Origin of the sequence: Amycolatopsis sp. lyj-108, assembly GCF_046549005.1 — a bacterium.
In the GTDB taxonomy this organism is placed as follows: Bacteria; Actinomycetota; Actinomycetes; order Mycobacteriales; family Pseudonocardiaceae; genus Amycolatopsis.
Genome location: NZ_JAJPWQ010000001.1, coordinates 1,172,381 through 1,185,541 on the forward strand (window position 1 = coordinate 1,172,381; position 13,161 = coordinate 1,185,541).

Sequence of the window (13,161 nt, forward strand, 5' to 3'; positions counted from 1 at the left end):
CCATCTCCTCGACGGCTCCGGGATGGCAAGCTGGCCGGGTGGAACTGCCTGTCGCGGCGCATGTGCCGCATCTCGGCCAAGTCGTCCCTTCCGTGCTGTCCGCCCTCGGCGCCGACGGGTTCGCCAACTCGCTGAGTCTGGTGGAGGCGTCCAGCGCCTGTGTCCTGCTCATCGACGGTCTCGGCTGGGAACTGCTGGCCGAGCACTCCGCCGACGCGCCCGTGCTCACCCAGCTGGCGAAGTCGCCCCTGCGGGTCGGTTTCCCGTCGACGACGGCGGCCGGTCTCGGCGCGATCGGCACGGGGCTCGCCTCGGGGGAACACGGCCTCGTCGGGTACAGCTTCGAGGTGCCGGGGACGGGCGTCCTGAACGCGTTGCGCTGGACCAGCCATGTGGACGGCGGCGATCTCCGCGGCGCCCTGCCTCCGCGCGAGGTCCAGCCCCTGCCGACGACGTTCGAACGCGCGGCGGCCGCCGGGATCACGACCAGCGTGGTGTCTTCGGCGAAGTTCGCCGACACCGCGCTCACCCGCGCGACACAGTCCGGCGCGCGTTATGTCGGCGTCCACGCGCTCGGCGACCTGGCCGCCTGCATCCTGCACTGCCTCGAAACGCGGCCGGCGTTCTGCTGGGGCTACCACAGCGAACTCGACATGCTCGGCCACATCTACGGCCCCGGTTCGGCGCCGTGGCGGATGCAGCTGCGCCACGTCGACCGGCTCGTCGAGTCCATTGTGGACGGCCTGCCGTCCGGTGCGCTCCTGGCGGTCGTGGCCGACCACGGCATGGTGACCGTCGAGGGCGCGCTCGACATCGACGAGACACCGGCGCTGCTCGGCGGCGTCCGGGCGATCGGTGGTGAGGTCCGGGCAAGGCACGTCTACAGCGAACCGGGCGCCGAGGCCGACGTGCTGGCGGCCTGGCGCGAGGTGATCGGCGACCGGGCGTGGATCCTTCCGCGCGACGAGGCCGTCGAGGCTGGCTGGTTCGGGCCGGTCTCCGACCGGGTCCGGCCGCGGATCGGCGACGTGGTCGTGGCGTCGAAGGGGCGGTTCGGGCTCGTGCGGGAACTGGCCGAGGCCGTCGAGTCCTCCTTGGTCGGCCAGCACGGCTCGCTGACCCCGGCCGAACAGCTCGTCCCGCTGGTCCTCGCGCGCGGCTAGCCCCGCGTCAGACGGGCTTCCTGGCCGAGAACTTCACGCTCCGCTTCGGCACGTGCTCGACGTCGATGTCGGTGAATCCGGCGGCGGTGAGGCGGGGCCAGAGCGAAACCGGGTCGAGCGCGTTCATCGTGTCGCCGAGGTGGAAGAGCCGGAACGGCACGTTCGCCAGACTGTCGATCGCGCGCAGGACGCCGCCGGGGCGGAGCACCCGGAACGCCTCGGCGAAGATCGCGTCCTGCAACGCGGTCGTCGGCACGTGATGCAGCATCGTGAAGCAGACGACCGCCGAGAACTCGCCGTCCTCGAAGGGCATCGCCGCGCCGTCGCCCCGGACGATCCGCACCCGGCCGTCGAACTCCCGCTTGAGCAGGTCCGCCGAGGCCTCGTCGATCTCGACCGCGGTGAGCCGGGGGACCAGCCGGACGAGCGCGCGCGTGGTCGCGCCGAAGCCGGGGCCGACCTCCAGCACGGAGTCGCCGAGGTCGAAACCGGCGACGTTGCCCGGCATCTCGGCGGCGACGGCTTTCGCCCACAGCGCGGAACTGCAGAGTTTGCGGTGCACCAGGTTCATCGGCATGAACCCGAAGCTAGCCGTGACCGGTAGGCGATAGGCTGCCAAGTAATGTCGAGAATCGGACTCCTTCCCCCGATGCCGACGGCGATGGTGCTCGGCGAGATGGAGCTGCCAGCCGGTACGTGGCTTCCGTGGCACGAGCACGACGGCCACCAGCTCGCCTGGGCGGCGCGGGGGATCCTGAGCGTGAACGTCGGCGAGCGGCACTGGGTGCTGCCGCCGACGCGCGCGCTGTGGATCCCGGCCGGTGTCGTGCACCGGACCGGCGCCACCGCGCAGACCGTGTTACGGGGGATCTACGCCGCTCGAGACCGGTGCCCGGTGCACTGGCGCGAACCGACGCTCGTCGCCGTCCGCCCGCTGCTTCGCGAACTGCTGGAGCACCTCGGCGCGGCCGGCCTCGGCGACGACGCGCGCCGCCGGGCCGAGGCCGTCGCCTTCGACCTGCTCGAACCGGTGGACGTCGTGCCGATCACCGTGCCGATGCCGTCGGACGGGCGCGCGCTGACCGTCGCGCGGGCGGTGATCGCCGATCCGGCGGACCGCCGCGGCCTCGCGGATTTCGCGCACGACGCGGGCGCGAGCGAACGTACGCTCGCGCGGCTGTTCCTCACCGAATGCCGGACGACGTTCGGCGCGTGGCGGGTGCAGGCCCGGCTGCGCGCGGCCCTGCCGCTGCTGGCCGAGGGCATGCCGCTGACCGCGGTCTCCCGCCGGATCGGCTACTCCTCGCCGAGCGCTTTCGTCGCCGCCTTCCGCCGGGCGGTCGGTGTGACGCCGGGCGCCTACTTCGGCGGCTAGCGTGCTGAGTTACGCCTTCAATCACGCGAGATACGCCTGCGATCACGCGAGTTACGCCTTCCGTCACACCTGCGGTCCGATTCCGCCGCGTGCCGTCCCTCCGGTCACGTGACGTCCCGCGGAACATGCGTGATCGCAGGCGGAACTCGCGTGTCTGGAGGCGGAACTCGCGTGATTGAAGGCGTATCACGCGACCGAACCGCGAGCGAGCGGGATCACCCGGCACCCGGCCGTATACCGTTTCGGCGTGCCACGACGTAACCGGCCCGAACGCGGTAAACGCCCCGACCTCGGCGCGTCGACCGGCTGGGCGCGCTCCGAAACCGCCGCCGACGGCGAATGGCTGGTGCGCACCGTGCCCGGCGCGCAGGCCACCAAGGACTACCGCTGCCCCGGCTGCGACCACGAGATCCGGCAGGGGACCCCGCATGTGGTCGCCTGGCCTGCCGACGGCACCGGCGGGGTCGCCGACCGCCGCCATTGGCACAAGGCGTGCTGGGGCGCGCGGTCCCGGCGCCCTCCCGGCCGCTGGTGACTCAGCGCCGCATGTGCAGTGAGGGCGCTCCCTCGAACTCCTCCTCCGTGTGGATCTTGAAGCCGAGCCGCTCGGCGACCCGGACCGACGGCTCGTTGGACACCATGATGTTGGCGATCACCGGGGTGCCGGGGATCGCCCGTTCGGCCCATTCGACGACGGCGGCCGCCATCTCCGTCGCGTAGCCGTTGCCCCAGGCGAACGGCCAGAAGCGGTACGCGAGGTTCAGCACGCGCTCGCCGTTCCATTCGTGATAACGGACGCCACCGAAGCCGACGATCACGTCGGGATCGTCCAAGGCGGACACCGCGAGATAGCCGAACCCGTGCTCGGCCCATTGCTTCATCCAGGCGTCGTACAGCTCCCGCGCACCCTCGACGGTGTGCGGCACGACGTTGAACTTGTTCGTCTCCGGATCGGCCTGCAGCGCGACGATGTTCTCGCGGTCCGCCTCGCGCAGCCGCCGCAGCAGCAGCCTCTCCGTCTTGATCTCTGTCAGCACGGATCTGACGGTAGCTCCAGGGTGCGACAGAATTACGCCATGAAGGATCTCCCGCTGGTACTGCTGCACGCCTTCCCCGTCGACGCCCGCATGTGGGACGCGGTCCGCGCGCCGCTCTCGGAACGGCTGCGGCTGATCACCCCGGACCAGCGCGGCCTCGGCCGCAGCCCGCTGCCGGAGACGGACCGCGAACCGGATCTGGACGACGCCGCCCGGGACGTCGTGGCGCTGCTCGACCGGCTAGAACTCGACAAGGTCGTCCTCGGCGGCTGCTCGATGGGCGGCTACCTGACGATGGCGGTGCTGCGCCTCGCGCCGGAACGGGTGGGCGGGCTCGTGTTCATCGACACGAAGGCGACGGCCGACACCCCCGAAGCCGCGCAGGCCCGGCACGACGTCGCCGCCCGGGTCGAGGCGGAAGGCACCGGATGGATGCCTGACGCCGTCACGCCAGGACTGCTCGCCGAGAAGGCAGCCCCCGAAGTGGCCGGACGGGTTCGCGAACTGATCACGACGCAGCCGCCGTCGGGGATCGCGTGGGCGGCGCGCGCGATGGCGGCCCGGCCCGATTCGCTCGAAACGCTGCGGGCGGCCGCCGTGCCGGCGCTGGTGGTGGTCGGCGAAGAGGACGGCCTGACCCCGCTGGAGGCGGCGAACACCCTGGTGGAAACGCTGCCGGACGCGACCTTGGTCGTACTGCCGGAGGCGGGACATCTGACGCCGCTGGAGGATCCGGCCGGAGTGGTCGAAGCGATCTTGGGCTGGTACCCCGCGTGAAAAGCTTTTCCCTCGCCCCTTCAAAGGTATAGCGGACAGGGGGACTTGCGGCAAGCCCCCATTCCCGGTCCACAATTTCCCCCTTCATATTTTTGCCGAAGGGGGATTCCCATGCGTGTACTCCTGTCCACTATCGGGACGAGGGGTGAGGTGCAGCCGTTGGTGGCACTGGCGGTGCGGTTGCGGGAACTCGGCCAGGACGTCCGGCTCTGCGCGCCGCCGGATTTCCGTGACTGGGCGGAAGGTCTCGGGATCTCCTTCGCGCCATTGGGGCCGGAGCTCCGTCCGACGGCGAAGCCGGATTCCGCGATGACCAGGGCGATGGTCACGCCGGAGGGGCGGCGGAAGATGGCCGAGGCGATGGTCGTCGACCAGTTCGAGACGATGCCGGAAGTGGCCGAGGGCTGCGACGCCGTCGTCGCGGGAATGGCGTTGAACATCGCCGCGCATTCGGTGGCCGAGCGAAAAGGGATTCCCTATTTCTTCACCGCTTACTGCCCGATAACGCTGCCTTCGCTGCACCATCGTCCGCCCGTTTTCCCGGGATGGGCGCCGAAGAATCCCGATGCCGCCATCCCGGCGTTGTGGGCCGACGACGCGGAACGGTGGAACGAGCAGTGGGGTGGGGTGCTCGACGCGCAACGGAAAGGGCTCGGCCTGCCACCGGTCGACGACGTCCGCGGGCACATCTTCACCGAGAGCCCGTGGCTGGCCGCCGATCCGGTGCTGGCGCCGTGGCGGGGACCGTCGGCGCTGGACGTGCACCAGACCGGCGCCTGGATCCTGCCGGACCACAGCCCGTTGTCCCCGGAACTGGAGGCGTTCCTCGACGACGGGGAACCGCCGGTCTACTTCGGCTTCGGGAGCATCCGCGCCCCGGAGGCGATCGCGAAGGCGATGATCGAGGCGGCGAGGGCGCACGGACGGCGGGCGATCGTGTTCCGGGGCTGGACCGGACTCGCGCCGATCGACGACGCACCCGACTGCCTCGCCATCGGCGACGTCAACCAGCAGGCGCTCTTCCCGCGGGTCGCGGCGGTCGTGCACCACGGCGGCGCCGGTACGACCACGGCGGCGACCCTGGCAGGTGTGCCGCAGGTGCTCGTGCCCCAGATGTTCGACCAGCCCTACTTCGCGCAGCGCGTCGGGGAACTCGGGGTGGGGACGTCGATCACCGGGGAGCCCTCCGCCGAAGCGCTGACGCTCGCCCTGGGCGAGGTGCTCCGCCCCGAAGTCGCCTCGCGAGCCGGGCAGATCGGCGGTGAGGTGCGGGCGGACGGCGTCGATGTGGCGGCGAAACTCCTGATGGACGCTGTCTGACCCCCGCAATCAGTCACCTACTTGCGTGGCCGCCCTTCGCAAGTAGGTGACTGATTGCGGGAGAAGTAGTGCTCCAGGGCGGCCTCGGCCTCGGCGAGCCGGTCGGGGAACCGCCGCGCGATCACGAATCGCCAGGGCACCTCGAACAACCGCCGCAACGCGATGAACGGCTCCAGCGACGAGGGCAGCACGTCGGTGGGATACGCCGAAAGCGCCGCGGGACCGGTCTCCGCGTAGAGCACGCCGAGATCCCAGCCGAGCGGCCCGCGCCAGGTGTCCTCGAAGTCGAGCCAGCACGGTCCGGCCGCCGTCGCGATGACGTTCCCCCGATGGGCGTCCCCGTGCAGCGGCCGGGCCTCGTCCGCCGGAAGCGCCGACGCGACCCGTTCGAGTTCTTCGTGCAACCGGGGTGCCGCGCCACCCATGACGGAACCGTGCCGGTCGAGCAACGTCCGGAGTTCTCGGACCGGCCCGAGTTCGGGCAGCTCGCCGGGGTAGTCCGCGAGCGCGGCGTGCACCCGGGCCAGCGAGATCGCCACCTCGCGCGGCGACAGGGTGTGCCCCGGTTCGTGCGGCGTGTAGTGCCAGAGAGTGACCGGGAGGCCCTCGGCGAAATGTGGTCCTGCCGGGGGATCCGTGGTCGGTGAGACGACGAGCACATCACGTTCCGTGAGGTACCTCGACAGCTCGACGTCGCGCGCGAGCCAGTCTTCGGGGGAGGAGCGCGCGAGGCGTGTCGTGCCGGGCACCCGCGCCACCACCGGACCCAGCCTCACCAGCACGTTCGACTTGAAATGCAGGACATCGGGGGCATCGGTCGGCAGCCCGTGCCGAGCACCGACCGCGATCGCCGCGGCCACTCCCGCACGCGTGTGTTCGTCGGTCACGGCGCGATCTTGCCAGCCGGTGCGCGCGACTGTCGGTAGTGAGGGCTACGATCCCCACTAGCCGCCGGAATGGGTCTCGAACCCCGGCCGACGGCGGAACATTGACCACCACAAGGTTTGAGTGTTGGAGGCAGGAGTGACGGCCGTAGCCCCCAAGCCGATCGCCACGCGCCCGTATCCCGCGCGGGAGTCGGTTAAGGGTTCGTACCTGCTGCGGTTGTTCCGCACGACGGACCACAAGCAAATCGGCATCATGTATCTGGTCACGTCGTTCGCCTTCTTCATGGTGGGCGGCGCGATGGCGATGCTGATCCGCTCCGAGCTGGCACGTCCCGGGCAGCAGTTCCTTTCGCAGGAGCAGTACAACCAGCTGTTCACCATGCACGGCACGATCATGCTGCTGCTGTACGCGACGCCGATCCTCTTCGGTTTCGCGAACTTCATCCTGCCGCTGCAGATCGGTTCGCCCGACGTCGCCTTCCCGCGGCTGAACGCGTTCTCGTACTGGCTGTACCTCTTCGGCGGCCTGATCGTGATGTCCGGCTTCCTGACCCCGGGTGGCGCCGCCGACTTCGGCTGGTTCGCCTACACCCCGTTGTCGGACGCCATCCACTCGCCCGGCGTCGGTGCCGACCTGTGGATCTCCGGTCTGGTCGTCTCCGGTCTCGGCACCATCCTCGGTGGCGTCAACATGATCACCACGGTGGTCTGCCTGCGCGCCCCGGGTATGACGATGTACCGGATGCCGATCTTCACCTGGAACATCCTGGTCACCAGCATCCTGATCCTGCTGGCGTTCCCGATCCTGACCGCGGCCCTGATGGGCCTGCTGGCGGACCGGCATCTCGGGGCGCATGTGTTCGACCCCGCGAACGGCGGCGTGATCCTCTGGCAACACCTGTTCTGGTTCTTCGGCCATCCAGAGGTCTATATCGTCGCGCTACCGTTCTTCGGGATCGTGTCGGAGATCTTCCCGGTCTTCAGCCGCAAGCCGATCTTCGGTTACAAGGGCCTGGTCTGGGCGACGCTGGCGATCGCCGCGCTGTCGGTGGCCGTGTGGGCGCACCACATGTACGCGACCGGCGCCGTGCTGCTGCCGTTCTTCTCCTTCATGACCTTCCTGATCGCGGTCCCGACCGGTGTGAAGTTCTTCAACTGGATCGGCACGATGTGGAAGGGCCAGCTGTCCTTCGAGACGCCGATGATCTTCTCGATGGGCTTCATCGTCACGTTCCTCTTCGGCGGTCTGACCGGCATCATGCTGGCCGCGCCGGCGATCGACTTCCACGTGTCCGACAGCTACTTCGTCGTCGCGCACTTCCACTACGTGCTCTACGGCACGATCGTGTTCGCCACGTTCGCCGGGATCTACTTCTGGTTCCCGAAGATCACCGGCCGCATGATGGACGAGAAGCTCGGCAAGTGGCACTTCTGGACCACGTTCATCGGCTTCCACGCCACGTTCCTCGTGCAGCACTGGCTGGGTGCCGAAGGCATGCCGCGCCGGTACGCGGACTACCTGCAGTCGGACGGGTTCACCACGCTGAACACGATCTCGACGATCGGCGCGTACATCCTCGGTGCCTCGACGCTGCCGTTCATCTGGAACGTCTTCAAGAGCTACCGGTACGGCGAGATCGTCACGGTGGACGACCCGTGGGGCTACGGCAACTCGCTCGAATGGGCGACGTCCTGCCCGCCGCCGCGGCACAACTTCACCGAGCTGCCGCGGATCCGGTCCGAGCGGCCGGCGTTCGAACTGCACTACCCGCATATGGTCGAGCGCATCCACAAGGAGGGTGAAATCGGCTTCTTCGGGAAGCAGAAGGTCAACACCCACCGCGCGCCGTCCCAGGTGCTCACCGAGGCGGCCATGCCGGGTGATCACTCCAAGGACAACTCCAGCGAGAAGTGACCCGATAAGCGGAATCGGCGCGTGCCTTGCCTCACACAGGGGCAAGGCACGCGCCTTTTCATTGCCTGGCTGAGGGAGACTGACCCCGTGACGCAGACACCAGTTCTCATCACCACGACCGGTCCCGACAAGCCGGGTGTGTCCTCGGTGCTGTTCGCCGTGCTGTCGCGCCACGACGTCGACGTGCTCGACGTCGAGCAGGTCGTGATCCGCGGCCAGCTGGTGCTCGGCGTGCTCGCCGGGGTGTACCGCGACCCCGAAGGCCTGCAGGAATACGTCGAGCAGGCGATGGCGTCGGTCGGGATGCAAGTCGAGGTGAAGATCGGTTCGGCCATCGGCGCCGACCCCTTCGCCATCGGGCAGAAGGACTCGACGCATGTCCTGCTGATGCTCGGCCGCCCGGTCACCGCGCGGGCGTTCTCCGACGTCGCGCGCCGCCTCGCCGCGCTGGACGTCAACATCGACTCGATCCGCAGTGTCGCCGACTACCCGGTCACCGGGCTGGAGCTGTACGCCTCGCTCGCCCAGGACACCCCGGAGGCCGACGCCGCGCTGCGCACCGCGCTGGCGGACGCCGCCGTCGAGGCCGGGATCGACATCTCGGTCGAGCGGGCCGGGCTCGCCCGCCGTGCCAAGCGACTGGTCGTCTTCGACGTCGATTCCACGCTCATCCAGGGCGAGGTCATCGAGATGCTCGGCGCGCACGCCGGCGTCGAACCGCAGGTCCGCGAGATCACCGAGGCCGCGATGCGCGGCGAGCTGAACTTCGGCGAGTCGCTGGAACGTCGCGTCGCGCTGCTGGAAGGGCTCCCGGAGACGGTGCTCGACGAGGTCGCCGCGGCCATCGAACTCACCCCCGGCGCGCGCACGACCATCCGCACGCTGAAGCGGATGGGGTTCCGCTGCGGGGTCGTTTCGGGTGGGTTCACCAAGATCATTCAGTCCCTTGTGGACGATCTCGGCCTCGACTTCGCCGCCGCGAACGAACTCGAAGTGGTCGACGGCAAGCTCACCGGCCGGGTGGTCGGCGACATCGTCGACCGGGCGGGCAAGGCGGTGGCGCTGCGCCGGTTCGCCGAGGAGTACGAGATCTCGTTGGAGCAGTGCGTCGCGGTCGGTGACGGGGCGAACGACATCGACATGCTGTCGGTCGCCGGAATGGGTGTCGCCTTCAACGCGAAGCCCGCGCTGCGCGAGGTCGCCGACACCGCGCTTTCGCATCCGTACCTCGACGCCGTGCTGTTCCTGCTCGGGGTCACCAGGGCCGAGATCGAGGCCGCCGACGCGGCCGACGGGCTCGAGCTTTCGCGGCCATGAGCGTGCTGGAGCCGCTGGCCGCGCGCTACGCGTACTGGCTGGGACTGCCTGCCGAAGACACGGTGGACACCTCCGACGAGGATCCCGCCGAGGTCCGTGCCATGCCGGTGATCCTGCGGATGGAACGCGCCGAACCGCCGTCGCGGACCGCGTTGCTGGAGGCCGCCGCGGCGGCCGCGGTCGCGGTCTGTCTCGACGAACGTGCCGAGCCCGAAGGCGAATGGCACGAGCCGCTCAAGGCGTGGGTCGACGGCCGGATCCGCAAGGTCGCCCGGCGTGCGCGCGGCGCGCATTGGCAGGCCGTCCAGGAACTGCCCGGCATCACGATCGAGGTGGACGGCGCCGAGGCGCGGGCGTTGCTGCCCGGCCGCGTCGTCGACACCCCGAAAGAGGTCTCGCGGTTGCAGATCTCCGGCAGCGAGCTCCCGGCCGACGAGCCCGGGCCCGCGCCGGGCGGTCTCCCGCGGTTGCTGCTGAACCCCGAGGTCACGATGACCGTCGGCAAGGGCGCCGCCCAGGTCGGACACGCGACCATGATCCTGGCCTCGCTGCTGGACGAAGCCGAACGGGCGGCCTGGTCCGAGACCGGGTTCCGGTGCTCTGTGCGGACTCCGCCGGTCGCGACCTGGAAGGCGCTGTGCCCGGTCGAGGATCCGGAGGGCTCGTGGCGCCGCGACGGCGTCGTCGCGGTACGGGACGCCGGGTTCACCGAAGTCGATCCCGGAACCGTCACGGTCCTAGCCCAAAGGGCCTAGCCTCCTATACTCCCCATATGGGTGACCGGCTGATCGCCGGGCGCTATCGCTTGGAGGAGCGGATCGGCGCCGGGGGTATGGGTGTGGTCTGGCGTGCCACCGATCTGGATCTCGGCCGGGTCGTCGCCCTCAAGCGTTCGCAGGCCGGGGACAGCGGCCAGATCCGGCGCGAGGCGCGGATCGGCGCGGGCCTGCATCATCCGAACGTCGTCACCGTTTTCGACGCCGTGATCGACGGCGACGACCGCTGGCTCGTCATGGAGTACCTGCCTTCGCGCAACCTCGCCGACGTCATCGACACCGGCGGGCCGCTTTCACCCGGCAAGGTGGCGAAGATCGGCGTCCAGCTCGCCGCCGCGCTCGCGGCGATGCACGAGAAGGGCATGGTCCACCGCGACCTCAAACCGGGCAACGTCCTGGTGGCCGACGACGGCACCGCCAAACTCACCGACCTCGGCATCGCGCAATGGGCGGAGGTGACCCGCACCGGCGGCGGCCTCGACGTCGGCACTCCCGGCTATGTCGCGCCCGAAATGGCCGAAGGGCGCCAGGCGGGCGCCGCGGCGGACGTGTTCTCGCTCGGCGCGACCCTGTTCGCCGCCGTCGAGGGCACTTCGGTGTGGGGAGACGCGAGCGTGGGGCCGTTCGTCCAGCTCCGGCGGGCGACGTCGTACTCCCTGGAGCCGATCCGGCGGGCGGGACCGCTGGCGCCGGTGCTGACCGAACTGCTGCGCCGCAAACCCGCCGGCCGTCCGGACGCCGTCCGCGCGGCCGAACTGCTGTCCGGAATCGCGGATGTCGCCGTTCCCGTGCGGGCACGGCGGTTCCGGGTGACCAAACGTGCCGTCGCGATCGCGGCCGTCGCGGCGGTACTGATGCTGACCGGTGGCCTGCTCTACGCCACGAAGGAGCCCGCGTCGATCGCGGCCGGGCCCACCCCGATGGACTCGGTCGGCGATCCGCGCACGGCCGACCCCTGCGCACTGGTGGACCCGTCCGTGCTGAAGGACCTCGGGACTCCACGGCTCGACACCGCCAACGGCAATTTCAACGCCTGCGGTGTCCTGCTGAGGCTGAGCCCGGACGAAGAGGACATCGTCGAGGTCCGGCTCGAATTGACCATCCCGGGGTCGCCGATGCTGGAGAAGCCCCCGCCAGGGCAACTGCGCGTGCGTGAATGGCCGAGCGACACCGAAGAGAAGTGCCAGCGGGCCATCGAACTGCCGGACGGCAACCAGATCTGGGTTCATTCCCGGCATATCCAGAACTGGCACGCGCACCTTTGCGACTACGCCGACGCGGTCGCCTCGCACGCCGCCGGGGTACTGAACCGCGGACCGCTCGAACGTCGTCCGGCCCCCTTCCCCGCGGGTTCGCTCGGGACCCTCGACGCCTGCGCGCTGGGCGGGACCCTGCCGCAGGCGATCGTCGGCGGCCCGGCCAAGCCGGATCCTGTCTTCGGCAACTGGGAGTGCTACTGGAACCATCGCGAGACGGAGGTGACGATCCGGTTCGAGCGGGAGCGGGCGCCGTTCGAAGACGACGGCAGACGCGTCGCTCTCGGATCGCGGGAGGCCTTCGTCGAGATCTCGACCGAATGGAAGGCTTGCCAGGCCGAGATCCCGCACCGGACCTTCACCGGCAACGGTCGTGCCATGATCGAGACGGTGGAGATCTACGTCGCGGACAAGGTCAAGAAGCCGCAGGAGATGTGCCCGGCCGCGGAACGGCTCGCCGGCGAGATCGCCCCCAGGCTGCCGCCACTCTGAAAGGGAAAACCGTGTCCTTGGAAGTCCAGCGCGACGGCGAGCACCGCTTCATCGGCCGCAACGAACGCGGCGCTGAGGTCGTGATCGGCCGCAAGGGCGCCGAGGGCGCCTTCTCGCCCGCCGAACTGCTGCAGATCGCGGCGGCGGGCTGCTCGGCCGTCACCGCCGAGAACCTCATCACGCGCCGGATCGGCGAGGACTCGAAGTTCCGGGTCGGCGTGACCGCGGACAGGCGCGAAGGCGCTTCGGAGCTCGACGCGGTCCATGTGGCTTTCGACGTCGACGTGTCTTCTCTGCCCGCTTCGGAGCGCGAGGCGCTCGCGGCGGCGGTGGACCGGGCCATCGAGCGGCTGTGCACGGTGAGCCGGACATTGAAGAAGGGCGTCCCGGTCACGGAGAGCTTCCCGGTCGAGTAGGTCGTCCGGATGCTATGAAAGGTCCTTTCCTTGCAAAATTTGCAAGGAAAGGACCTTTCATAGCGCTTGGGCTCAGTGTTTGGCGGCGTGACCTTCGGCGCTCCAGACCACGTACGCCTCGTCGGCGTCGGTGGTCATGGCCTCGATGAACTTCTCGTTGTCGAAGCCGGGCAGCGTCTGGAGCCGCTCGATCAAGGCGTCGGCGGCCGGGTCGCCGCTGGGGATCGCGGTGCCCTTCCCGTCGGCGCCCGCGAGCATGAAGAAGACGTCCTCTTTCCACGGGCCTTCAGGGATCACTCTGACCACCACCGCGGACAGCTCGGACCACGTGACGGCTTCCTCGCTTCCGTCCGCGAGCTGGCGCCGCACTCCGGTGTCATCGACGCTGACGGTCCGGGATTGTGCGTTGGGCGACTCGTGGGACAACCGG

The 13,161-nt window shown here is 69.6% G+C and carries 14 protein-coding genes; 10 read left to right on the forward strand and 4 right to left on the reverse strand.

The genetic code is table 11. The features are described from left to right. Positions 1-38 precede the first annotated feature (38 nt). Complete coding sequence (locus ACLJO0_RS05745) at positions 39-1,163, forward strand: alkaline phosphatase family protein (RefSeq protein ID WP_410576850.1); 1,125 nt, start codon at positions 39-41, stop codon at positions 1,161-1,163. Positions 1,164-1,170: 7 nt separating this feature from the next. Here ACLJO0_RS05745 and ACLJO0_RS05750 read toward each other — a convergent pair whose 3' ends face one another. Further along, positions 1,171-1,734 carry a class I SAM-dependent methyltransferase gene (locus ACLJO0_RS05750; protein ID WP_410576979.1) on the reverse strand — a complete coding sequence of 188 codons (564 nt, stop codon included), beginning with the start codon at positions 1,732-1,734 and terminating at the stop codon, positions 1,171-1,173. 51 nt (positions 1,735-1,785) lie between these two features. On the opposite strand from ACLJO0_RS05750, the gene ACLJO0_RS05755 reads away from it, so the two are divergent. Together ACLJO0_RS05755 and ACLJO0_RS05760 are read left to right on the forward strand one after the other, a co-directional pair. Next, on the forward strand, positions 1,786-2,538 hold the full coding sequence (locus tag ACLJO0_RS05755) for an AraC family transcriptional regulator (protein ID WP_125792211.1): 753 nt from the start codon (positions 1,786-1,788) through the stop codon (positions 2,536-2,538). 247 nt (positions 2,539-2,785) lie between these two features. Then, the gene (locus tag ACLJO0_RS05760; protein WP_125792212.1) at positions 2,786-3,073 is read left to right on the forward strand and encodes a hypothetical protein; all 288 of its coding nucleotides are present in this window, start codon (positions 2,786-2,788) and stop codon (positions 3,071-3,073) included. A 1-nt stretch (position 3,074) separates the two neighbouring features. Here the strand turns inward: ACLJO0_RS05760 and ACLJO0_RS05765 are convergent, their stop codons facing one another. Next, the gene (locus ACLJO0_RS05765) at positions 3,075-3,575 is read right to left on the reverse strand and encodes a GNAT family N-acetyltransferase (protein WP_410576851.1); all 501 of its coding nucleotides are present in this window, start codon (positions 3,573-3,575) and stop codon (positions 3,075-3,077) included. 39 nt (positions 3,576-3,614) lie between these two features. On the opposite strand from ACLJO0_RS05765, the gene ACLJO0_RS05770 reads away from it, so the two are divergent. Then, positions 3,615-4,352 (forward strand): alpha/beta fold hydrolase, encoded by a 738-nt coding sequence (locus ACLJO0_RS05770; protein WP_410576852.1) that lies wholly within the window; start codon positions 3,615-3,617, stop codon positions 4,350-4,352. Positions 4,353-4,463: 111 nt separating this feature from the next. Next, positions 4,464-5,672, forward strand: a complete 1,209-nt coding sequence (locus ACLJO0_RS05775) for a glycosyltransferase (protein ID WP_410576853.1) — start codon at positions 4,464-4,466, stop codon at positions 5,670-5,672. A gap of 17 nt (positions 5,673-5,689) precedes the next feature. Here ACLJO0_RS05775 and ACLJO0_RS05780 read toward each other — a convergent pair whose 3' ends face one another. Beyond that, a complete protein-coding gene (locus ACLJO0_RS05780; RefSeq protein WP_410576854.1) occupies positions 5,690-6,559 on the reverse strand; it encodes a phosphotransferase in 870 nt (289 codons plus the stop codon). A 136-nt stretch (positions 6,560-6,695) separates the two neighbouring features. Between ACLJO0_RS05780 and ctaD the strand changes: the two genes are divergently transcribed. The 5 genes from ctaD (at position 6,696) to ACLJO0_RS05805 (ending at position 12,731) form a co-directional block, all read left to right on the forward strand. Further along, on the forward strand, positions 6,696-8,474 hold the full coding sequence (ctaD, locus tag ACLJO0_RS05785) for a cytochrome c oxidase subunit I (RefSeq protein WP_034308844.1): 1,779 nt from the start codon (positions 6,696-6,698) through the stop codon (positions 8,472-8,474). Positions 8,475-8,561: 87 nt separating this feature from the next. After that, positions 8,562-9,791: a phosphoserine phosphatase SerB gene (serB, locus tag ACLJO0_RS05790; RefSeq protein WP_410576855.1), complete on the forward strand. Its 1,230-nt coding sequence runs from the start codon at positions 8,562-8,564 to the stop codon at positions 9,789-9,791. Then, positions 9,788-10,546, forward strand: a complete 759-nt coding sequence (locus ACLJO0_RS05795; RefSeq protein WP_410576856.1) for a peptidyl-tRNA hydrolase — start codon at positions 9,788-9,790, stop codon at positions 10,544-10,546. Before serB ends, ACLJO0_RS05795 begins: the two co-directional genes overlap by 4 nt. 17 nt (positions 10,547-10,563) lie before the next feature. Further along, a complete protein-coding gene (locus ACLJO0_RS05800; protein ID WP_410576857.1) occupies positions 10,564-12,315 on the forward strand; it encodes a serine/threonine-protein kinase in 1,752 nt (583 codons plus the stop codon). 11 nt (positions 12,316-12,326) lie between these two features. Continuing rightward, positions 12,327-12,731: an OsmC family protein gene (locus ACLJO0_RS05805; RefSeq protein ID WP_125792220.1), complete on the forward strand. Its 405-nt coding sequence runs from the start codon at positions 12,327-12,329 to the stop codon at positions 12,729-12,731. A 72-nt stretch (positions 12,732-12,803) separates the two neighbouring features. On the opposite strand, the gene ACLJO0_RS05810 is transcribed toward ACLJO0_RS05805, so the two are convergent. After that, complete coding sequence (locus ACLJO0_RS05810; protein ID WP_007028272.1) at positions 12,804-13,157, reverse strand: hypothetical protein; 354 nt, start codon at positions 13,155-13,157, stop codon at positions 12,804-12,806. Positions 13,158-13,161: the final 4 nt, after the last annotated feature.